This window comes from Pseudomonas sp. GM49, from assembly GCF_000282355.1.
Taxonomy (GTDB): domain Bacteria; phylum Pseudomonadota; class Gammaproteobacteria; order Pseudomonadales; family Pseudomonadaceae; genus Aquipseudomonas.
Genome location: NZ_AKJL01000249.1, coordinates 1 through 22,238, shown reverse-complemented (window position 1 = coordinate 22,238; position 22,238 = coordinate 1). Strand labels below are relative to the sequence as shown.

Annotated in this window: 18 protein-coding genes and 4 pseudogenes; 13 read left to right on the top strand and 9 right to left on the bottom strand. The window is 59.1% G+C overall.

The features are described 5' to 3' along the window. Positions 1 to 2: 2 nt before the first annotated feature. The 6 genes from PMI29_RS07800 (at position 3) to PMI29_RS07825 (ending at position 6,200) form a co-directional block, all read left to right on the top strand. Positions 3 to 767, top strand: a complete 765-nt coding sequence (locus PMI29_RS07800; RefSeq protein WP_008001408.1) for an amino acid ABC transporter ATP-binding protein — start codon at positions 3 to 5, stop codon at positions 765 to 767. Positions 768 to 806: 39 nt separating this feature from the next. Further along, a complete protein-coding gene (locus PMI29_RS07805; protein WP_008001405.1) occupies positions 807 to 1,631 on the top strand; it encodes an ABC transporter substrate-binding protein in 825 nt (274 codons plus the stop codon). A gap of 153 nt (positions 1,632 to 1,784) precedes the next feature. Then, positions 1,785 to 2,633, top strand: coding sequence for a polysaccharide deacetylase family protein (locus PMI29_RS07810; protein WP_008001403.1), 849 nt, complete (start codon positions 1,785 to 1,787; stop codon positions 2,631 to 2,633). Next, on the top strand, positions 2,626 to 3,513 hold the full coding sequence (locus PMI29_RS07815) for a polysaccharide deacetylase family protein (RefSeq protein ID WP_008001401.1): 888 nt from the start codon (positions 2,626 to 2,628) through the stop codon (positions 3,511 to 3,513). The genes PMI29_RS07810 and PMI29_RS07815 overlap by 8 nt, the downstream gene beginning before the upstream one ends. Further along, positions 3,510 to 4,859, top strand: coding sequence for an MmgE/PrpD family protein (locus tag PMI29_RS07820; protein WP_008001399.1), 1,350 nt, complete (start codon positions 3,510 to 3,512; stop codon positions 4,857 to 4,859). The genes PMI29_RS07815 and PMI29_RS07820 overlap by 4 nt, the downstream gene beginning before the upstream one ends. 162 nt (positions 4,860 to 5,021) lie before the next feature. Beyond that, positions 5,022 to 6,200, top strand: a complete 1,179-nt coding sequence (locus PMI29_RS07825; protein WP_008001397.1) for an MFS transporter — start codon at positions 5,022 to 5,024, stop codon at positions 6,198 to 6,200. A 27-nt stretch (positions 6,201 to 6,227) separates the two neighbouring features. On the opposite strand, the pseudogene PMI29_RS33160 reads toward PMI29_RS07825, so the two are convergent. The 6 genes and pseudogenes from PMI29_RS33160 to treP form a co-directional block, all read right to left on the bottom strand. Further along, positions 6,228 to 6,326 (bottom strand): annotated as a pseudogene (locus PMI29_RS33160) (hypothetical protein); the annotation flags it as partial. Continuing rightward, positions 6,325 to 6,621 carry a PTS transporter subunit EIIB gene (locus PMI29_RS07830; protein ID WP_008001394.1) on the bottom strand — a complete coding sequence of 99 codons (297 nt, stop codon included), beginning with the start codon at positions 6,619 to 6,621 and terminating at the stop codon, positions 6,325 to 6,327. The gene PMI29_RS07830 and the pseudogene PMI29_RS33160, both read right to left, overlap by 2 nt. A 2-nt stretch (positions 6,622 to 6,623) precedes the next feature. After that, on the bottom strand, positions 6,624 to 9,158 hold the full coding sequence (gene ptsP / locus PMI29_RS07835) for a phosphoenolpyruvate--protein phosphotransferase (RefSeq protein WP_008001392.1): 2,535 nt from the start codon (positions 9,156 to 9,158) through the stop codon (positions 6,624 to 6,626). Between the two features lie 61 nt (positions 9,159 to 9,219). Continuing rightward, positions 9,220 to 10,443 carry a maltoporin gene (locus PMI29_RS07840; protein ID WP_008001391.1) on the bottom strand — a complete coding sequence of 408 codons (1,224 nt, stop codon included), beginning with the start codon at positions 10,441 to 10,443 and terminating at the stop codon, positions 9,220 to 9,222. 93 nt (positions 10,444 to 10,536) lie between these two features. Then, positions 10,537 to 12,186: an alpha,alpha-phosphotrehalase gene (treC, locus tag PMI29_RS07845; RefSeq protein ID WP_008001388.1), complete on the bottom strand. Its 1,650-nt coding sequence runs from the start codon at positions 12,184 to 12,186 to the stop codon at positions 10,537 to 10,539. 117 nt (positions 12,187 to 12,303) lie between these two features. Further along, the gene (treP, locus tag PMI29_RS07850) at positions 12,304 to 13,746 is read right to left on the bottom strand and encodes a PTS system trehalose-specific EIIBC component (protein ID WP_008001386.1); all 1,443 of its coding nucleotides are present in this window, start codon (positions 13,744 to 13,746) and stop codon (positions 12,304 to 12,306) included. Positions 13,747 to 13,973: 227 nt separating this feature from the next. Between treP and treR the strand changes: the two genes are divergently transcribed. After that, positions 13,974 to 14,678, top strand: a complete 705-nt coding sequence (treR, locus tag PMI29_RS07855) for a trehalose operon repressor (protein WP_008001384.1) — start codon at positions 13,974 to 13,976, stop codon at positions 14,676 to 14,678. 151 nt (positions 14,679 to 14,829) lie between these two features. Here treR and PMI29_RS07860 read toward each other — a convergent pair whose 3' ends face one another. Together PMI29_RS07860 and PMI29_RS31795 are read right to left on the bottom strand one after the other, a co-directional pair. After that, entirely contained in the window at positions 14,830 to 15,540 is a 711-nt protein-coding gene (locus PMI29_RS07860; protein ID WP_008001382.1) for a hypothetical protein, read from the bottom strand. Between the two features lie 330 nt (positions 15,541 to 15,870). After that, positions 15,871 to 16,017 (bottom strand): annotated as a pseudogene (locus tag PMI29_RS31795) (copper-binding protein); the annotation flags it as partial. A 452-nt stretch (positions 16,018 to 16,469) separates the two neighbouring features. On the opposite strand from PMI29_RS31795, the gene PMI29_RS07870 reads away from it, so the two are divergent. From PMI29_RS07870 to PMI29_RS07885, 5 genes and pseudogenes are all read left to right on the top strand, one after another. After that, entirely contained in the window at positions 16,470 to 17,552 is a 1,083-nt protein-coding gene (locus tag PMI29_RS07870) for a 2OG-Fe(II) oxygenase (protein WP_008001378.1), read from the top strand. Between the two features lie 230 nt (positions 17,553 to 17,782). Beyond that, the gene (locus tag PMI29_RS07875) at positions 17,783 to 18,727 is read left to right on the top strand and encodes a chromate resistance protein ChrB domain-containing protein (protein ID WP_008001376.1); all 945 of its coding nucleotides are present in this window, start codon (positions 17,783 to 17,785) and stop codon (positions 18,725 to 18,727) included. Further along, on the top strand, positions 18,720 to 20,078 hold the full coding sequence (gene chrA / locus PMI29_RS07880; protein WP_008001373.1) for a chromate efflux transporter: 1,359 nt from the start codon (positions 18,720 to 18,722) through the stop codon (positions 20,076 to 20,078). The genes PMI29_RS07875 and chrA overlap by 8 nt, the downstream gene beginning before the upstream one ends. 83 nt (positions 20,079 to 20,161) lie before the next feature. After that, positions 20,162 to 20,272 (top strand): annotated as a pseudogene (locus PMI29_RS31385) (chromate resistance protein ChrB domain-containing protein); the annotation flags it as partial. A 251-nt stretch (positions 20,273 to 20,523) separates the two neighbouring features. Further along, complete coding sequence (locus PMI29_RS07885) at positions 20,524 to 20,802, top strand: DUF2790 domain-containing protein (protein WP_008001371.1); 279 nt, start codon at positions 20,524 to 20,526, stop codon at positions 20,800 to 20,802. 163 nt (positions 20,803 to 20,965) lie between these two features. On the opposite strand, the gene PMI29_RS07890 is transcribed toward PMI29_RS07885, so the two are convergent. Then, positions 20,966 to 21,847: a LysR family transcriptional regulator gene (locus tag PMI29_RS07890; protein ID WP_008001368.1), complete on the bottom strand. Its 882-nt coding sequence runs from the start codon at positions 21,845 to 21,847 to the stop codon at positions 20,966 to 20,968. A 100-nt stretch (positions 21,848 to 21,947) separates the two neighbouring features. Here PMI29_RS07890 and PMI29_RS32075 point away from each other — a divergent pair. Next, positions 21,948 to 22,073, top strand: a pseudogene (locus tag PMI29_RS32075) (oxidoreductase); the annotation flags it as partial. Positions 22,074 to 22,238 lie beyond the last annotated feature (165 nt).

Sequence of the window (22,238 nt, the reverse complement as noted above, 5' to 3'; positions counted from 1 at the left end):
ACATGAGAAGCATCGTCAAGGCCGTGAGCCTGAACAAGTACTACGACCAATTCCACGCACTCAAGGACATCAACATCGAAGTCGAGCAAGGCGAAGTGCTGTGCATCATCGGCCCGTCCGGTTCCGGCAAAAGCACCTTGCTGCGCTGCGTCAACCAGCTGGAAAAGATCGACAAGGGCGGCCTGTGGGTCGACGGCGAGCTGGTGGGCTACCGGATCGTCGGCAACAAACTGCACGAGCTCAACGAGACACAGATCGCCCGCCAGCGCCTGTCCACCGGCATGGTGTTCCAGCGTTTCAACCTGTTCCCGCACATGACCGTGCTGCAAAACATCATCGAAGGGCCGTGCCAGGTGCTCAAGCGTTCGCCCAAAGAGGCGAATGAAGAAGCCCTGGAATTGCTCGCCCGCGTCGGCCTGGCCGACAAACGCAACAGCTACCCGATCGAACTGTCGGGTGGTCAGCAACAACGCGTCGCCATTGCTCGTGCATTGGCCATGCGCCCCAAGCTGATGCTGTTCGATGAACCCACTTCGGCACTCGACCCGGAACTGGTCGGTGAGGTGCTGTCGGTGATGCGCGATCTGGCGCAGACCGGCATGACCATGATCGTCGTCACCCATGAACTGGGCTTCGCTCGCGAGGTTTCCAACCGCATGGTGTTCATGGACGGCGGGCAGATCGTGGAGGCTGGAAGCCCCGAAGAAATACTAATAAGTCCGCAAAACCCTCGCACCCAAAGCTTCATTTCTGCCGTTCGAACCTAGGTGCCCGTTGGCGCTCACAACACTCATAAGAGAACGACCATGAAGAACTTCGTTATTCCAGCAGTACTCGCCGGCGTTATGGCATCCGGCTTCACCTTCGCTGCCGAATTGCCGGCCAGCATCAAGGCCAAGGGCGAGATCGTCGTAGCGATCATGCCGAACTACCCGCCGATGGATTTCAAGGACCCGGCCACCAATACCCTCACCGGCCTGGACTATGACCTGGGCAATGCCCTGGCCGAACGTCTGGGCGTGAAGATCAAATGGCAGGAAACCGGTTTCGAGCAAATGATCAACGCCCTGACCACCGACCGCGTGGACATGGTGCTGTCGGGCATGACCGACACCGCCGAACGTCAGGCCAGCGTGACCTTCGTCGACTACTTCACCAGCGGTCCGCAGTTCTACACCTTGCAGAAAAACAAGGACACCCACGAGATCGTCGACCTGTGCGGCAAGAAGGTCGGCACCAGCCGCCGTACCACCTTCCCGGCGGAAATCGCCGAGTGGAGCAAGGTCAACTGTGAAGCCGCCGGCAAGCCTGCGATCAATGTGATCGGCACCGAAGGCTCGGCCGATGCCCGTGCGCAACTGCGCCAGAGCCGCATCGACGCGGCCATGCAGGGCAGCGAAACCCTGCCCTACCTCAAGACGCAGGAAAAGGATATGTACAAAACCGTGGGCCTGCCGATCTCCGAGCAGTACACCGGGATGGGCGTGAGCAAGAAAAAACCTGAGCTCAGTGAAGCGGTGAAGGTTGCGCTGCAGAGCATGATCGACGACGGCAGTTACCAGGCGATCCTGAAGAAGTGGGATCTGGAACTGGGAGCGATCAAGACGGTGACCGTCAACGCCGGGAAGTAAGTTCGCAAGGATAAATGCAATACCTGTGGGAGCGGGCTTGCCCGCGAAGGGGCCATCACATTCAACATTGATGTCGCCTGCGAGTCCGCCATCGCGAGCAAGCTCGCTCCCACAAGGTTTTGTGATTGTTTATAGATCGTCGGAGCACCAACGATGTCCTCCTCCCCCCAACCCACCTGGCCCGGCCGGCACAAAGCCTGTCTGGCCCTGGCCTTCGACCTCGACGGCCCCACCGGCGATGCCATGCTCAACGGCTCGATCTGGCGCAAGCCCGAGTATTTCGGCTTCGGCGGTTATGGCCCGTACCGGGCGCTGCCACGGATTCTCGATCTGCTCGACGAATTCCGTCTGCCGACGACGTTCTTTGTCCCGGCCTGGGTCGTGGAGAACTGGCCGAAACAGTGTCAGGCGATTGTCGAACGCGGGCATGAGGTGGCTTATCACGGCTACAAACACGAATCCTTCTACGCCCTGACGCTGGAACAGCAAAAGGACGTGATGAAGCGGTCCCGCGAGGTGTTCTGGAAGCACCTGCACATCCGCGCCGAAGGTTTCCGCACGCCGTCCGGCGACTGGCGGGCCGAAACCCCGGCGATGCTGGTGGAGGCCGGCGTGACTTACTCCAGCAGCATGCGCGGCGATGACCGGCCGTACCTGGTGAATGTACCGGGCCACGCCACGCCGCTGGTGGAAATCCCCGGTCGCTGGGAAATGGACGACTACGCCTCCATCGCCTATACCCGCGCACCGGACTTCCCTTCGGGGCTGGACCGCACCGCCAGCTACGCACTGACCCTGGACAACTGGTGCCGCGAATACGACGGCGCCATGGATGAAGGGCTGTGCCTGACCACCCTGTTCCACCCCAAGATCACCGGCAAACCAGGACGCATCCTGTTGCTGGAAAAACTCTTCGAACACATGCGCCAACGCGACGACGTCTGGTTCGCCACCTGCCGCGACGTCGCCCAGTGGTGGCTGAAGGAACATCACCATGGTTGATTCCACCGTCTGGCCCAAGGGCTACCGCTGCGCCGTGGTACTGACCGTCGACTACAACGACATCCACGGCATTCTCACCCAGGCCCCGGAAGTCGCCGGACGCGACAAGACCCTGTCGGTCTGGCGCTACGGCACCCAACGCGGCGTCGAACGTTTGCTCGCTTTGTTCAAGGAACTCGGTGTTTCCAGCAGTTGGTTCGTACCCGGTATCGTCGCCGAGGAAAACCCCGAGCATATCCGTGCGATCCAGGCGGGCGGGCATGAAATCGCCTGTGCCGGATATCGCCATCAGAACTACGACAACCTCGACCTCGCCGCGCAGAGCGCTGACCTTGCCAAGGGTTGTGAGGCGTTGACAACGCTGACCGGCCAGTGTCCCACCGGTTTGCGCATCCCCGCCGGCAACGGTGCGCCAGGCTTCATCGAGGCGTTGAGGGATCAAGGCATTCGCTGGTCGTCGTCCTGGCGTGGTGATGACTTACCGTTCGCTCACCCGACCGCGCCCGACGTGATCGAGTTGCCCCTGCATTACGAGCTGGAGGACGAACCCTACTTCGCCTTCAATCTCAGCCCGGCGGTGCCGCCGGCGCAATCGCGGATCGCTTCCTACAGCCACACCCTGGGCAATCTGCAAATGGACTTCGCCGGGTTTCATCGCTTCGGCCTGTGCTACGTGTTGCGCCTGCATCCGGAAATCATCGCTACACCGGGGCGCATTGGTGTGTTGCGTGAGTTGCTCGAAGGGATTTTGCAGCACGATGACGTATGGATCGCTACCGGTGCTGATGTCGCCCAGTGGTGGGCGGAATCCGCAGCGCCGATCACTGAAGATCATCCGGCGTCGGTGTATGAGCGGCATTACAGGGACTACGTGCTATGACAGAGCGCATGCAACGACTGGCGAAATTTTGCGTGGATACGCGGTTCGAGGACCTGCCGCCCGCACTGGTGGAACAAGCCAAGCGCCACATCCTCGATACTTTCGGCGCGACCCTGGCCGGGGCAGACAGCGAAGTCGCGAAAACGGCTCGGCAGGTATTCGAAGACGAAACGGGCGACACCTTGGTCTGGAGCACTCGCCAGCGGGTCGGCGCCGCCCAGGCAGCCATGCTCAACGGCATCGCCGCCCATGCCCTGGAACTGGACGACACCGGTGGCTGCGATCACTCCGGCGCCGTAGTGCTGCCGGCGGTCATGGCGGCGGTGTCGATGGCCGGGCAACCGGTGAGCGGCCGCGAGTTCATCACGGCCGTGGTGATCGGTTACGAAGTCGGGCGCCGAGTGCTCGAAGCCTGCGGCGGCTACTCAGCCCATAACGGCGCTGGCTGGCACTCCACGGCGACCTGCGGGGTGTTCGGCGCGGCGGCGGCCAGTGCACGGATTTTTCGATTGAATGCCGGGCAAACCTTGTCGGCACTGGGCATCGCCGGCAGCTTCAGCGGTGGCTTGTGGGCTTTCATCCACGACGGTTCGCAGAGCAAAAAACTGCACACCGGGCGCGCCGCCGAAGGTGGATTACTGGCGGCGCGATTTGCCCGACAGGGCATCAGCGGACCGACACAGTTGTTCGAGGATGTCTGGGGCGGTTTTCTGAAAACGCTCGCCACAGCCAACTCAACGCCCGCAGCGCTGGATGCCGATCTGGGCGTGGTGTGGAAGCTCGCCCGCTGTTCGATCAAGCCTTATGCCTCTTGTCGCGGCACCCACTCGGCTATCGATGCGTTGGGGATTCTGTTGGAGCAATTGAAAGTGCCGGTCGATCAGGTCGAGGATGTGCAGGTTTCGCTGTGCAGTTTTCTTAAGGACATGTGTGGTGGTCAGGATGTCAGCAACCTTGCGGCGGCACAGATGAGCTTGCCCTATGCGCTGGCTTCGCGACTGGTGCTGGGTCATTGCCGGTTGCAGGCCTATGACGATGAACAACGCAGCGATCCGCGGATTACCCAATGGCTGTCGCGCATTCACCTGGAAGTGGACCCGCTACTGTCCGAGGATGGCGAACCCGTGGTGACACTGCGGACCGTGGACGGTCGGCAAGCGAGCCTGTGCGTTGAAGTGCCGTTGGGCGCGCCGGGTAATCCGCTGAGTGATGCGGCGCTGGAGGAGAAGTTTTTCAGTTTGGCGATGCGGGTCATGTCCCGGGAGCGGGTTGAGGAACTGCTCGGGCAGTTGTGGCGGATTGAAGAATTGGAATCGGTGCGCTCGCTGGATCGGTGGCTGGCTTGACTATTGCGTTACTTGTGCCGGCCATTTCGTCGGAACGCCGCCCGGAGCAAGCCCGCTCCCACAGGTACTGCGGCGCTTTTGTGGGAGCGGGCTTGCCCGCGATGGCAGCGACGCGATATTGCGGCAAACACCAACAATCTGAATAAGGACATTTGCACCACCGTGGCCACTTACTCGCTCGTTATCCGCCGCTTGATGATCGTTTCACTGACCATCGTGGTCAGCCGCGCCATCACCAGCCCCTTGCTCACGCTATTCCTGAGCAACAAGCTGGGCCTCAACCAACAGGACGTTGGCTTGCTGCTCGGTATCGCGGTGTTCATCGCCACCCTGCTCGCGCTTTACGGCGGCTATATCATCGACCGCCTGGAAAAGCGCCGGCTGCTGATCCTGGCGATGCTCTCCAGCGCTATCGGCTTCGTGCTGCTGACCTTTGCCGAAAACCTCTACCTGACCACCGCCACCCTGGTGATCACCGAGACCGCGTCAGCGCTGTTCCTCATCGGCTCCAAAGCGATCCTCAGCGAAAACCTGCCCATGGGCCAGCGGGCCAAGGCGTTTTCCCTGCGCTACACGCTGACCAACATCGGCTATGCCACAGGTCCCATGCTCGGCGTGGTGATTTCCGGGGTCTATCCGATCGCACCGTTCCTGATTGCCGGTGGCATCGCGTTCTTCAGCATCTTCCTGATGATAGGCATTCCCAGGGATTCGGCGCAGACACCCGTCATTGGGCAACCCCAGAGTTTCCTGAAAACCCTGGTCACCCTGAAAAACGACCGTACCCTGATCATGTTCACTTGCGGCTGCCTGCTCAGCACCGTGGTACACGGGCGTTACACCCTCTACTTGTCGCAATACCTGCTGGTGACCCACGATTCCAAACGCGCCCTGGACATCATGGCCGCCCTGCTCGCCTGCAACGCCATCAGCGTGATCCTGCTGCAGTACCAGATCGGCCGGTTCCTCAATCGCGAGAAGCTGCGCTACTGGATTGCCGCGGGCACCAGCCTGTTCATCCTTGGCCTGATCGGCTTCAGCCTGGCCGGCAGCATGGTGAGTTGGTGCGTGGCGATGTTCATCTTCACCCTCGGTGAAATGATCATTTACCCGGCCGAATTCCTCTTCGTCGACACCCTGGCCCCGGAAGAGCTGCGCGGCAGCTATTACGGAGCCCAGAACCTGGCGGCCCTCGGTGGCGCCCTGAGCCCAGTGATTTGTGGCTTTCTATTGATGCACACCCCCGCGCCCACGATGTTCTATGCCTTGAGCACACTGACCGCGATGGGTGGGTTCCTGTGTTTCATGAGCGGTCGTCGGGTGGCTATAGTGCAAAAATAATGCACTGGAACCGCATTAATATGAACCTTTCAGTGGCACGAGCTTGTGGTTGAATTTCTCCAGAAAGCTGTCGACGACCTGCTCGTGCACAAAGAGGATCTTCAAGGCGGCGCAACGCTGGCCGTCAGTCCCGCCTTGGGCACCGGGTCAATACGTGCACCACGCCATCCGCCAGCACCATCACCCCCGGCACACCCGCCGCACGCAAGGCCTGTTCGTCCAGTCGGGTGACATCACGCAACCGGACCCGCACTCGCGTTATCGCAATGCGCTGTTGCGACGCCAGGTTATCCAGCCCACCCAGCGCGGCGACCACGCTCGACGGCAGGTCCGTAGAAAGCAGGGCAGCCACCTTCGGCTCATCCACCAGCAGATCCGGGGTCAATGCCCTCCAGAACGCCCGTTGCATTTTCTCGAACATGTTCAGTTCTCCAACACCTGTGAAGTTCCGACCATCGCCTGCTGCTGCAAAGACAAGACCTCGCGGACCTGCTCAGCGCTCTCCAGCCCGAGTATCTGATGCGCGACTGCCTGACAGTCGCTGAGCTCGACCTCGCGAATCGCGGCCTTGATCGCCGGAATCAGCGGCACGCTGACCGACAGTTCATCCACCCCAAGCCCCAGCAACAGCGGCACCGCCAGAGTCTCCGAAGCCAGCGCGCCACACACCCCGACCCACTTGCCATGGGCATGGGCGGCCTTCACGGTGCTGGCGATCAGACGCAGTACCGAGGGGTGAAAACTGTCGGCCTGGCTGGCCAGACGTGGGTGATCGCGGTCCATGGCCAGGGTGTATTGGGTCAGGTCGTTGGTGCCAATGGAGAAGAAGTCCACCTCGGGGGCAAACAGGTCCGCCATCAATGCCGCGGACGGGACTTCGATCATGATGCCCAGTTTCGGCAGCGCCTTGAGCCCGAGCGCCAGCGCCTCTTCTTCCAGCATCTGCCGCGCCAGGCGCAGCTCCGACAACTGGCTGACCATCGGCAGCATGATGTGCAGACGGGCCAGACCGGCGCTGCTCAGAATTGCCCGGAACTGCTCGCGCAACAGCTGCGGACGCTCCAGGCACAAGCGAATTCCGCGCATGCCCAGAAACGGATTGGCCTCGCTGTCCATCGGCACGTAGGCCAGCGGTTTGTCGCCGCCCACATCCAGCGTGCGCACCACCAGATTGCGCTCTGGCCCAAGGGCCCGTGCAATGGCGCTGTAAGTGACCGCTTGCTCGTCATGGCTGGGCGCGTTGTTGCGCTCCAGATAAAGAAACTCCGAACGCAGCAGACCGACACCCTCGCCGCCTAGCGTCATCGCCTGCTCGACCTCAAGCAGCGAGGCAACGTTGGCCGTCACCTCGAAATGATGGCCGTCACGGGTACAGGCCGCCAGCGAAGCCTGCTCGAGTTCGCGCTGATGTCGTTGCCGTTGCTGCTGACGTTTGCCGTGCAGCTGTTCGATAGCCGACAGATCAGGGTCCAGGTGCAACTCACCCTTGTCCGCATTGAGCAGCACTCGGGTTCCGCTGGCCAGCGACAGCACCTGCACCGGTAAACCACACACCGCCGGCAAACCCAAGGCCTGGGCGAGTATCGCCACATGGCTGGTCGCACCGCCGCCCACAGTGGCGAACCCCAACACCTTGTCGGTATCCAGGGCAGCGGTCTGCGACGGTGTCAGTTGTTCGGCAATCAAAATCGCCTGGTCCGGCAACTCCCAGATACCGTCCGGCACCCCGAGAATCAGCTTGAGCACGCGCTGGCCGACATCCATCAGGTCCAACGCCCGCTCGGCCAACAAGGTGTTGCCCAGCGACTTGAACAGCGTAGCGGTGGCTTGAGTGGCACTGTTCCAGGCAAACGCCGCGCTCTTGCCCTCAGCAACCAGGGCCTGGGCTTGCTCCAGCAGACTCGGGTCTTCCAGTAACTCCTGATGTGCCTTGAAAATATCCTCCTGCGCCTTGCCTTTCGCATTGTCGCGCAAGTGTTGCAGCGCCTGCGTCGCGCGGGTCAGCGCATGCTCCAGCGACTCGCGCTCCGCGCGTTGATCCGCGGCAAACTCAGGCACCTCCAGGGTGTGCTCAGCTACCTGCACCACCTGCCCAAAGGCCGAACCCGCCGAAGCACAGACACCGCGCAACAGCTTCGTCGACACCTCCTGCGCCTGAACCACCGGCGCTACGACCGCCACCGCAGTCACGGCCTCACCGCAGCCATCCGCCAGTAGTTGGGCCAACGTGCTGATTGCCAATTCGGCATCTTCGCCCACCGCACTGACCTGCAGCGCATCGCCGTGAACCGTCTGCAACGCCATGATCGCCACCAGGGACTTGGCGTTTGCGCTGTCCTGCTGCTTGTGCAGGCAAATGCTTGCCGCAAAACCTTTCGCCGCCTGCGCAAAGATCGCCGCCGGCCGCGCGTGCAGACCATTGGCGTTGGGCAGGTGGACCGGTTTGGAGAACAGCGCTTCGCCCTCCTCCTGCGCAACGCTGGAACGCGGATCGCCGAGGCTCAGACGCAACACGGGCTGTGCACACGCCACCAGACCATTGTCAGGTGTCAGCAGGCTGAAGGGCTCGCCACTGACCAACAGCATCAAGGTCAACAGGCTGCGGGCATGCAGGGCTACATAGTCGGCATCGAACTCGATCAACGGCTGTCCGGCCTCGACACGCTGGCCCTGCCCGACCAAGGCGTTGAACCCCTTACCCGCCAGGTTCACGGTGTCCAGTCCAATGTGCAGCAACACCTGTACGCCGCTGTCATCGGTGATGCTGATCGCATGACCACTGTGTTGAAGGTTGCTGATCACGCCGGCCAACGGCGCGCACAGGGTCTGCGAGGTCGGATCGATGCACAGGCCGTCGCCGATCACCCGGCTGGCGAACACCGGATCCGGCACGTGATCAAGTGGCACCAGCACCCCGGACAGCGGCGCCAGCAATTGCAATGGTTGGGTTATGGTCATGACTTCACCTGCGGTTTTGTTCTTTGAAGTGCCGATGGAGCGCGAGCTCCGACAGCATCGCTTATTTCCACCAGTACTCGACTTGCAATCCGACGTTCGCACCATGCAGCGCCGTGCCGAACGCGCCGGTATCGGACAACGCTGAACCTTGTGCCAGTTCATTGGCCGCACGTTTGGCCGCTTCGTTCCAACTGGCATAGGTGTAGTACAAACGCACCTCGGGACGTTCCCAGAACCCCGGGCCCTTTGGCGACCAGGTCGGGACAAAGGAGAATTTACTCAACTTGCGCGTTCCTCCTGGGGCCTCGACCTGATCGTGTCCCAGTTCAGTCACCAACTTGAATTGATCGGTGATCGCGTAAGCCGGGCGAACGCCCAGGGAAATCCAGTTCTGGCCGTTACCGTCCGGGCGGATATCCTTCTGATAGACCGCTTCGACCTGACCACCAAAACGCGGTGTCACTTGCCAGTCGAAGAACTCCACCAGCCGGTAGCTCTTGTTGCTGTCGTCCAGGCCCACATCGCCGGTGTAACCCAACCCGGTGCCGGGCCCTTCGCCGTATTGCAGCGCCAGTTTGTTCTTACCGCCGAGGAAGTTTTTCTGCACATGCTGGGCGGTGATTGCCCAACCTGCGTGCGCATCGCTGCGGTCAGGTTTTTCGATGTAACTCAGGCCAAACTCCAGTTCACCGCCCGGGTTGGTTTGAAAACCTGCGACGTTGAAATCCTGCCGGGTGACATAATCCTTCTGGTACAGGTTGTCCTTGCGCGAAAAGGCGTAGCTGTATTTCAGGTCGCCGATCTTCACATCCTCGATACCACCACCCGTGGCGCTCTGGTTCCAGTAGTAGAAGTCGGAAATATGGATGTCGTTTCGTTTGTAGTAACGCCGCCCGGCCCACAACGAACCACCATTGAGACTCGGCAAGTTCGACCATTGTGCGTACATCTGCGGCATGCGCACCGAGCCGTTATCACCGTTGAACGTCAGGTCTTTGTCGTACTGGTTGTACAACGAAGCCATGCCGTCGACGCTCAGCACCGAGCCGTCGTCCAGGGTGTACAAGTCCTGACGCAACTCCAGCTCGGCGTACTGCTCGCATTCGTTGCCCAAGCGGTATTTCGACTGGGCACGCTGCAGTTGAAAACACTGCTGAGGACCGCTGTTGACCGAGGTCCCGACGCCGCTACGCAAGTAACCGGCGAACTCCAAAGCCTGTGCCGAGAACGGCAACATCAGGCATGCGCACGATGCTGCAAGTTTGCGATTAATTGTGGTTTTCAAGAGCCGCCTCATTATTTTTATTGTGCTCATCCGGTAAAACCTGCGCGCAAGAAAACCCACGCAGTGCTCTGCGAGTTGTTTGAAAATCGTTTTTTAGTGGTCGGTCAGGTGCAGGACGAACGACTCGCAAGGCCGCAGGAATAGCTGCCGATTGCGGGTTGGACAGTCCCCGTAGTTGCTGATCACCAAGCGTTGCCCCATCGCGTCAGTGATCACCCCTTCGGGCAGTTCAACTTCACACGCCGCGGCATAGAAGTTGTTCACCACCAGTAAACGCTCACCTTTACCTTCGCGCAGGTAAGCCCAGACTTGCGTGTGTTCGGGCAAGAGCTGGCGATAGACACCGTCCTGGATCAGCGGCTCGCTACGACGCAAGGCGATCAGTTCGCGGTAGTGATACAGCACCGAGGCCGGGTCGTTGAACTGTTGCTCGACGTTGATCTGCGCCGCGTTCTCCGGCACGCCGATCCAGGGTTCGATGCTGCTGAAACCGGCGTGGGCTTGATCATTCCAGTGCATCGGTGTGCGGCCGTTATCCCGGGACTTCTGCATGATCGCCGCCATGCTTTCAGCCTCGGACTCACCGGCATCACGCTTGAGCCGGAAGATGTTCAGCGTCTCGACATCGCGATACTGCTCGATGCTCTCAAAGCCCGGATTGGTCATGCCCAACTCTTCACCCTGATAGATGAACGGCGTGCCCTGAAGAAAATGCAGCGCGGTGCCGAGCATCTTCGCCGACACCACGCGGTGTTCGCCGTCATCACCAAACCGCGAAACCACTCGCGGCTGATCGTGGTTACACCAGAACAGCGCATTCCAGCCGCCACCGGCCTGCATGCCGGTCTGCCAGTCGGAAAGGATGCGCTTGAGTTCGAGGAAGTCGAAGTCAGCGCGAACCCACTTCTGCAGGTTCGGGTAATCAACCTTCAGGTGATGAAAGTTGAAGGTCATCGACAGCTCTTTCGAGTCAGGCCGCGAGTAACGAATGCAATGCTCAAGGCTGGTGGAAGACATCTCGCCGACGTTGATCAGGTCATGGTCTTCGAAGACTTCGCGATGCATTTCCTGCAAGTAGTCGTGCACGTTCGGGCCGTCGGTGTAGAAACGCCGACCATCGGTGTGGTCCTCGGGAAAATCTGCTGGCTTGGAGATCAGGTTGATCACGTCCAGGCGGAAACCGCCCACGCCCTTGTCACGCCAGAAGCGCATCATCTTGAAGACTTCAGCGCGCACCTGCGGATTATCCCAGTTCAGGTCGGCTTGAGTGTGGTCGAACAGGTGCAGGTAGTACTGACCGGTTTGCGCCTCGAACTCCCAGGCCGAACCACCGAACTTGGACTCCCAGTTGTTCGGTTGATCGCGCCAGATGTAGAAGTCACGGTACGGGTTATCAAGGCTGCTGCGCGCCTGCTGAAACCAGGTGTGCTCGACGGAAGTGTGGTTGACCACGATATCGAGCATCAGCTTGATACCCCGCCTGCCGGCCTCGGCGATCAGCAACTCGCAGTCAGCCATGGTCCCGTAGCTCGGGTCGATGGCGTAGTAGTCGCTGATGTCGTAGCCATTGTCGCGCTGGGGCGAACGCAGGAACGGGGTGATCCACAGACAATCGACACCCAGCCATTGCAGGTAATCGAGCTTGGCCACCACCCCGAGCAGATCGCCCGTGGGGTTGCCGGCGTGGCTGTGAAAACTCTTCGGGTAGATCTGGTAGATCACCGAGCGTTGCCAGTCTTGCATGACTGAGTTCCTTCAGTAAGTTTTGTATCGGCCTTGCGGGCCTCATCGCGGGCAAGCCCGCTCCCACAGTTGATCGCGTTCCAATGTGGGAGCGAGCTTGCTCGCGATAGCGATCTGTCAGGCGACCCGATACCCCGGCCGGACAATCTTCATGCTCAAGCCACAGGTCAAAACGAACGGTACGACCATGGCGATGACCATCCCGACCACGAACATCGGAATGAACTGCGGAATGATCGAGATGAAACCGGGCAAGCCACCGACACCGATCGCCGAGGCCTGAACCTTGTTCAGCGACAGGAACATGCAGCCCAGCGCCGATCCGATCAACGCTGCGTAGAACGGAAACTTGTAGCGCAGGTTGACGCCGAACATGGCCGGTTCGGTGATGCCGAAATAGGCGGAAATCGCTGAAGTCGAGGCCATGCTTTTATCCCGCGCACTGCGGGTCATGTAGAACACCCCGAGTGCCGCGCTGCCTTGTGCGAGGTTGGACATGACGATCATCGGCCAGATGAAGGTGCCGCCCTGGGTGGAAATAAGCTGCAAATCGACCGCAAGAAACATGTGGTGCATGCCGGTAATCACCAGCGGCGCATAGAGCAGACCGAAAATCGCCCCGCCGACCATCGGCGCCAGGTCAAACAAGGTCACCACGCCTTCGGTGATCAGAATCCCCAGGTGACGGGTCACCGGACCGATCACGGCCAGCGCCAACACCCCGGTCACGACGATCGTGGTAATTGGCACCACCAGCAGTTGAATGGCATTGGGTACCCGCGCCCGCAGCCATTTTTCAATGACGCTCATGACGTAGGCGGCCATCAGGATCGGCAGAATCTGACCTTGGTAGCCGACCTTCTCGATCTTGAACCAGCCAAAAATATCGAAGTACGGCAGGCTCTGGCCGTCCAGCCCGGCCACCGCCTTGCCGTAGTTCCAGGCGTTGAGCAGGTCCGGGTGAACCAGCATCAGACCCAGCACGATGCCAAGGATTTCACTGCCGCCAAAACGCTTGGCTGCCGACCAGCCGACCAGCGCCGGGAGGAACACGAACGAGGTGTTGGCCATCAGATTGATCAGACTCCAGACACCGTCCAGCGTCGGGTAGGCCTCAAGCAGGGTCTTGCCGGCAATGAACATGCCTTTGGCGCCGATCAGGTTGTTCACCCCCATCAGCAGGCCGGCAATGATCAGCGCCGGCAGAATCGGCATGAACACATCGGAGAACACCCGCACCAGACGCTGCATGGCATTGGTTTTATCGACGCCCTTTTGTTTCACGTCGGCGATGGTCGACGCAGCAAGCCCTGTCTGCTCACGCAACGCGGCGTAAACCTTCTCGACTTCGCCGGGACCGATGACCACCTGAAACAGGCCGCCCGTGAAGAACGAGCCTTTGATCAGGTCGATCTGATTCAGCGTCGTACTGTCGACCCGCTGCGGGTCTTTGAGGGCCAGGCGCAGTCGCGTGACGCAATGTGCGGCCTGTTCAAGGTTGTCAGCACCACCGAGGCTATGAAGCAGCTCGCTGGCGATAGTCGCGTAGTCATGGCTCATGCTTTTCATCCACTGTGTTTTTTGTTGTTTGGCAGCACACCGAAGCGAAAAATACTCGTCTGTACGAGTTAAAGCAACAACTCGTACAGACGAGTTTGGATTTATTTATCGATGACTCGTCCAGCGGCGATATTTCCGACAGCCACGACCGCCCCGCCATTTGTGCAATAGACAAACCCTCACGCGTTCCCTAAGGTTCCTGCCTTGAGCACAACGCAGCCATTCCCATGAGCAAATACAACCAGATCTACAGCGATCTGCTTACCAGCATTACCACCGAACGACTGGAACGCGGTGCCCGACTGCCTTCCGAAACCGAGTTGATGGAGAGTTACCGGGCCAGTCGCGGTACCGTGCGCCAAGCCATAGAACTGCTTCAGGAACGCGGTTTCGCGCAAAAAATTCACGGTAAAGGCACCTTCGTGCTGTCGCCCAGTCCAATCGAATTCCAGCTCGGCGGCATCGTCAGTTTCCAGGAAACCCACCCAAGGCTGGGCAATGACGTCAGCACCGAGGTGGTGGCGTTCGAGCAGTTCCCCCTGCAAGGTGCCTTGCGCGAACACCTGAAAGCCGAAGAAGGTAGCCTGATCACGCGGATCAAACGCGTGCGTCGAATCGATGGCAAACGGGTCATCCTCGACATCAACCACTTCGTCGCCGATCTCATTCCGGGGCTGAATTGCGAAATTGCCGAGCATTCGATCTATGCCTTCATCGAACAGACGCTGCACCTGCAAATCAGCTATGCCCAACGCACCATCGAAGCCGTACCGCGAGGCAAGGACGACCAGCAGCACCTTGATCTTGAGGGGCAGAGCCATGTGATCGTGGTCAGCAACCAGACCTTTTTGCAGGACGGCCGGCAATTCGAGTACACCGAGTCGCGGCATACTCTGGACAAGTTTTACTTTTCGGATGTGGCTAGACGATGAAAGCATCGGTAGCGACCTGGGACACGATGTCGAAAAAAAGTCGCAAACCCCACGACACTTCAGGGCTTGCGACTCTTTACGATACGTCCCTCAAGCTCCCGGGACGCTTTCTACGGGAATACCTGCCGTGTTCATTGCCGAACGTGCAGGCCTAGTTCTCGACCTCAACAGCGTCGAAATCCGGGGCGTCCGGGGCGTCTGCCACATCCTCTCGGGCTTCTTTCGCCTCGACTTTGGCAGCCTCTCGGGCGTCGTTCGCCTCAACCTTGGCGGCGTCCCTGGCTGCATCCGCAGCAGCCCGGGCAGCATCCCTGGCGGCATCTGCGTCGGCCTTGGCAGCGTCCCTGGCTGCATCTGCAGCGGCGCGGGCCGCATCTCTGGCTGCATCTGCATCTGCGCCCGCTACGCCAGCAGCTTTTGCGGCATCCCTGGCTGCATCGGCTTCAGCTCTGGCGGCGTCTCTGGCTGCATTGGCAGTAGCTTTTGCCGCATCCCGGGCTGCATCTGCATCAGCCCTGGCAGCATCCCTGGCGGCATCTGCGGCATCGTTGTCAGCGTCGTTGTCGTTGTCATGCGCATTGCCCGGGCCTCTGTTCCCGGCCATACCACCATGGTCAGCGTCGCCGCGCCCCGGGCCTCCATGACCGTCACCGTCATGGCCTGCAGCTCCATGGTCGCCGCCACCGTGACCGCCTCCGCCGTCACCACCGTGACCACCGCCTCCGGAGCCACCACCGCCTCCACCGCCGCCATCTTTGGCATACACGCTGGAGAAACTACCGATGTAATCGGGCACCAGGACAGTCGATGCCGACAGGACTCCACCGATTGCCAGAGCCAACAAACATTTTTTGAGCAGCATGATGCACCTCCGCTTGGAGTTGCGTCGTCATCTCCCTATCAAACGCAATATCCAGTGAGTTCCCGGCCGCCCATTGGAGCGACCGGCCAACCGGCACGGCCATGAATCTGCAGCAATCACGAGCAACTGCGGTTTTTCGCACGATCCCTCAGAGCCAGCTGGCATCGTTACGTGGGAAATAATCCCACATTTGTTTAGATAAGTGCTTTCAACCCGAGTTCAACGAAAGAGAATCCGGACTGATGCATGGGTTAAGCAAAAACTTCAGCCTGACCCGAATGGTTAAAACCGGCACGACGATGGGTGCCGGTCACTTGCAACATCAGTCCTTCATTTTTTTATGGACACAATCGTGGCTCTACCGCCCTCCAGCCGAAAGGAAAACGATACATGGTCTCCAACCTTCAGCCCTTTCAGCTGATCTTCCGTCACTGAAAAGGCCATGGTCATCGGCGGCCACTGCACCGCTGGAACGGATGGGTAACAGGCCTGCAATGATCACGGCCACGGTCATGGCCTTGGGACGAACGCGCTGCACAGCGCCTTCACGAATCGCCGCCACCAGCCTGCGCTCAGTGCTGTCGCCGAGGTCTTCACGCTCGGCCCAGGCGTTCTTCAGATAGAGCAGCATGATTACGCCGAACTCGGCAGAAACACCGGCCAAGGCGATGCCTGCATTACTGACACAAAATAGTTCGTCAGCCCGCTCACGGGATCTCGTCGCATGGGCAACCGGGCAGCTTCGGCAAGACTGAACTAGCTTTACCTGCAAGCTGCGAGTGCCTGGAGTTCTTCCTGCGTTGGCATCGCAACCAGCGGCACCGTAAGCCCGTTTGTACGCGGCACTTTTTGGAAAAAAGCTGTGCTTAGAATTAGTCTCCTGGCTTTATTCCTGATAGCGGCCCACTGCCTGCGGGCAAGGAGTTGTGATGCGCGCCACAGCGTTTTCGGTCGGTGGACCTGCCCCCTGGTTCAATTGCCGCACCCAGCAAAGAGAGTGCTTTTCTTTCGACACTATTGCCGGTCGGTATGTAGTGCTTTCTTTTTTCGGTTCTGCGGCCGATCCCGCATCAATGAAAGTTCTGGAAGGTGTTCGGGCCCATCGCCAGCGGTTCAATGACGATCATGTCTGCTTCTTTGGTGTGTCCGTAGATCCAGATGATGAAAAGCTGAAGCGGGTAGAAAGTTCGATACCTGGCATGCGCTTCATCTGGGACTTCGATCGGTCAGTCAGTGAGCTCTACGGTACATTGCAGCCAGACGGCAGCATCAGGCAAATGACCTACGTGCTGGATCCTGCACTACGTGTCCTGGCCATCGTCCCGATAGAGACCCCGGTTGATAACCATGTACCCTCGTTAATGCGCTTTCTGGACAGATTACCCGCACTGGCGCCGCCACATGCCGCCACTCCACACGCACCAGTCTTGGTGATTCCCCGGATATTCGAGCCCAAACTGTGTAAAGCACTAATCAGTTACTACGACGAACGTGGCGGAGAGGAATCCGGGTTTATGGTGGAGCAGTCGGGCAAAACCGTCCACATCACCGACCATGGCCACAAGCAACGTCGTGACTGCACTATTGAAGACAAGGCTCTATCCAAAGCGTGTTCGTTGCGTATAGCCAACCGTCTGCTTCCACAATTGCATAAAGCGTTCCAGTTCAATGCGACCCGAATGGAGCGCTATCTGGTGGCCTGCTACAACAGCGAGGAAGGCGGGCATTTCCGGCCCCATAGGGATAACACCACGAAAGGTACAGCGCATCGCCGTTTTGCCGTTTCCCTGTTTCTTAATTCGGGAGAGTACGAAGGCGGTTTTTTGCATTTTCCAGAGTTTGGAAAAGCGCTTTACAGTGCTCCAGCAGGAGGAGCTGTGGTGTTTTCGTGTTCACTTTTGCACGAAGCCACTCCTGTAACCCAAGGTCGCCGCTATATGTTTCTCCCGTTTCTATACGATGATGCCGCTCGCGTCATTCGAGAAGAGAATCGCCCATTTCTTGACAGCTGACTCGTGTGCAACACAACCAAATTCTGTGTAAGCAGAAGGAATGTTGCAGATGAAACAGAGACCTCGGATCTATTACACCGAAAACCAGAAAAAATTGATGTGGGATCACTGGCACAAAGGCGACTCTCTCTAGCTAGCCTCGCCAAAATCCTGTTTCTGAAGGATGGCTTTTCAAACACTGAAACCAGAGCTAATGTAGCCATCACTACAAAATAATTAGTGATCTCTACATGCCCAGTTGGCTAGCACTGATTCTCGGCTTACCCACCGCCAATGCCACCGAACGCATGCGAGCCTGGCGTGCTCTGAAAACTGCTGGTGCGGCGGTCCTTCGTGATGGTGTCTATCTCTTGCCTGATACCCGTGTCTGCCGCGAAGCGCTCGCAGCTGTCGAGCGCGACATCCTGGCCATCAACGGCACCGCATTTATCCTGCCTGTCACAGATCCTGACGGTGAGCGTTTTGTCCAGTTGTTCGACCGTAGCGATGACTACGGCAAGCTACACGCAGAGATCGAAGAATGCCGAGGGCAGCTCAATCCTGAAAACGCATTGGCCATCACCAAACAGGTGCGCAAACTGCGCAAAGCCTACGATCAGCTGACCAACATCGATTACTTCCCTGGTAAGCCGAAGCAGCAAATTGACGCAGCCTTGCAGGAGCTTGAAATTGCCGTCAGCAGAGCCCTGTCTCCAGACGAGCCACACAGCCGCAACCAACCCATAACAGCACTCAACCGTGACGATTATCAGGGGCGTGTCTGGGCAACCCGCAAGCGTCCTTGGGTTGACCGCCTGGCCTGTGCCTGGCTGATCCGTCGCTTCATTGACCCTGACGCTCAGATCCTCTGGCTGGACACCCCACAGGACTGTCCGAGCGATGCGTTGGGCTTCGACTTCGATGACGCGGCTTTCAGTCATGTCGGCAACCGCGTGAGCTTCGAAACCTTGCAAGCCAGTTTTGAGCTTCAAGAGTCCGGCCTGAACCGTATTGCGGCTTTGGTGCATTACCTCGACGTCGGAGGCATTCAACCGGTGGAAGCTGCCGGCATCGAGCGCGTGCTTGCGGGGCTACGCGAAACCATTATCCACGACGACCATTTGCTGGCTGCTGCGAGCGCCATCTTCGACGGACTGCTCGCCGGATTCGTGAAAGAGGAACAACCCAATGAGTAAGGTTTTGGCATCAGCAGTTGAAGATAATCTGTCGAGGCCTGAACCGATCAGTTTGCGTGAGGCATTCTGGTTCTGGCTGAAGCTGGGGTTCATCAGTTTCGGTGGGCCAGCAGGACAAATTTCGATCATGCACCAGGAGTTGGTAGAGCGGCGGCGCTGGATATCCGAGCGCCGGTTCCTGCATGCCCTCAACTATTGCATGTTGCTGCCTGGACCGGAGGCCCAGCAGTTGGCAACCTACATCGGCTGGCTGATGCATAGAACCTGGGGTGGAGTGATTGCGGGGACACTGTTTGTGCTGCCCTCATTGTTCATCCTGATCGCTCTGTCATGGATGTATATCGCGTTCGGCGAAGTGCCCGTGGTGGCCGGGCTCTTCTATGGGATCAAGCCCGCCGTGACGGCCATTGTGGTGCAGGCGGCCCATCGGATCGGCTCTCGGGCTCTGAAAAATAATTGGCTATGGGCGATAGCGGCGGCGTCATTCACCGCCATCTTCGCGTTCAATGTTCCGTTCCCGCTGATTGTGCTGGGAGCCGCATTGATCGGTTATGTCGGCGGACGTCTGACGCCCGAGAAGTTCAGAACCGGTGGCCATAGCGCTACGGAAAAGTCCTTCGGCCCGGCCTTGATCGATGATGACACCCCCTCCCCGGAACATGCCCGGTTCAGTTGGTTGAAACTGGCAACGCTGGCATTTATTGGCGCCGGGTTATGGGCGTTACCAATGGGAGTTTTGACTGTTGTCTTTGGCTGGGAGGGCACCTTGACCCAAATGGGTTGGTTCTTTACCAAGGCAGCGTTGCTGACCTTTGGTGGAGCCTACGCAGTGCTCCCGTATGTCTACCAAGGCGCGGTCGGTCACTATGGCTGGCTAACCCCGACTCAGATGATCGACGGCCTGGCGCTGGGGGAAACCACACCTGGGCCGCTAATCATGGTGGTGGCCTTCGTGGGTTTTGTCGGGGCCTATGTCTCGCAAGTATTCGGGGCCGATCAGGTGTTTCTGGCTGGCGCGGTCGCGGCAGCCTTGGTGACATGGTTCACCTTCCTGCCCTCGTTCCTGTTCATCCTCGCGGGTGGCCCGCTGGTGGAGTCGACCCACAACGAACTCAAATTCACTGCGCCACTGACCGCCATTACCGCCGCAGTGGTTGGAGTGATCCTCAATCTGGCGTGTTTCTTCGGCTATCACGTGCTTTGGCCAAAGGGTTTCAGCGGCAACCTCGACTGGCCTTCAGCGTTGATCGCGATCGGCGCCGCGATTGCCTTGTTTCGCTTCAAGCGGGGCGTCATCCAAGTGTTGACGGGCTGTGCGCTCGTCGGCTTGGCAGTGCATCTGCTGCACTAGAGAACACCCGTTGATTCGCAATCTCTGGCGGGCATTGGGCTCGCCCGATCACCCAGCCTACTGAGCCAGGCAGGAGGTGTCTGATGAGGTGGGTTACCCGTGAACGACCCACGATTGACCCTATTGCCTGTCCCTGGCTAATCACCCGGTTTATTGATCCTCAGCCCGAGTTTCTATACGTGCCCAGCGGCGATGCACCGTTACAACCACCGCGTGGATAATCCGTCATGACATGTCATGACCTCCTTCAGAAACGGACTTTGGTCAACAAATTCGGGGGTTAAAGGACGAATGGTCGAGAGGCGTCAAGCGCGGGGAATTGCCGGGAGTTTGCAGCCACTACAGGCTTTGCAGGCAGGCGCGTTCGTCGCGGTGAAGTGAACTTCACTTTCATCGCGTGTCACATTAAGTCCTTGTCAAGCGAACTTAAGCAGAGGTAAGCCTTATGAGCATGGCCACAATTGTCAGTGCCGTAATTTCCAGTCTCGCACCCAGTGTGTTCGACCAGAACAGCCTGCAAGAACCCGGCGCGCATGTCTCAGCCGTCGAATACCACTACGGGATGGAAATCGATGTGAAGCGGGTACTGCAGCGCACCGATACATCCGACAAGACCGGCGTGGTACCGGTGACCCTGGTCTACGAAGACAGCGAGGGTGAGGTTCACAAGATCCGTTTCCTCGAATGGGGTGGAAGCCCCGCCGACCCCACCAGCATCGCCTGATCCACTCGCCGATAGGGTTCTGGGCCTAGCCTGCGCGGTGTTGGCCGGAACCCCGACTCACTCCAGTCACAGCAACTCGTCCACCGTCGTGGCGCGGATGTGAACTGGTCAAGCAATCCTGGACACCTGTTCAGGTATACGCAGCTTATCTCTGCGTTGTGCGTTAGGCGCCTTCAAGTTGATCGCGTAAAAACTCGATAAACCGCTGGGTTTTCGCCGGCAACAGACGCGTCTCGGTCAGCGCATACACTGAAACCGGAGTGGCGTGCCATTCAGGCAAAACCTTGACCAGCTTTCCATTGATCAGGTCTTGCTCAGCGATGCCCTCGGCCAATAGAACGATGCCCAAGTCCAATGATGCCAGGCGCCTGAGCATGCCGACGCTGTTGAGTTCGAATCGCCCTCCCACATCGATCTCTACGCTCCCCGCATTGCCGGACAACGTCCAGCGGTCTGCACCTGGACCGCGCAATCGCAAACACTCGTGACGGCTTAAATCCAAGGGCTGCTCCGGGGAACCGAACATTTCCAGATACTTGGGCGAGGCGTAAAGGCCGCGCCGCAAACTGGCGAGTTTGCGCGCAATCAGATTTGAACTTGGCGGTTCTCCCATACGAATCACCACATCCACCGGATCACTGATCAGATCCACCTGGCGCGGGCTTAGATCGAACTCAAAGTTGATGCCGGGATAGAGCCGGGCAAAATCCGCGATCAATGGCGCCAGGTAGACGGTGGCGAAGTCCACCGGCAGCGAAGCACGGAGCAGCCCGCTGGGCCGGGCCAGCATCTCCCCTAACTGCTCATGAGCCAAACGGGCTTCATCGACGATCCGTTTGCAGCGTTCAAAGTACAGCTGGCCAGCTTCGGTCGGTTCGATCTTGCGTGTTGTGCGGTGTAACAGCCGCAAGCCGATGCCTTTCTCCAGTTCGCTTATGCGCCGGGACAGGGTCGAGTTGGGGATCCCCAGCGTTTCTGCCGCACGACTGAAACTGCGCGCCTTCACCACCTCGACAAACAGCGCCATATCGTTGAGAAATTCCAAAGCATTATCCCACTAGTGGATTAGTCATTTCGGTTTTGCTGGATTTATCCCGAATCCGGATTGATCAATCATAACCACATCACTACTGGGGAGCACCGCTATGAATTCTCTTTTTTCGCAAGTCCAGGTCGGTCGCTACACCCTCTCCAACCGTATGGTCATGGCCCCGATGACTCGCTCTCACGCCAATGACGCAGGCGTACCCTCCGACCTCGTCGTGACCTATTAAGCCCAGCGTGCGGGTGCCGGCCTGATCATCAGCGAGTGGGCCATGTCAGCCACAGTACGCTTGCCTCATCAACCGCACTGGCCGTAGCCGTAAACGACTACCAGCGCGGCGCGTTCGGAACTCTGCAACCTCGCTAACCAGTCACCCCCCCCCCCCCCCGGG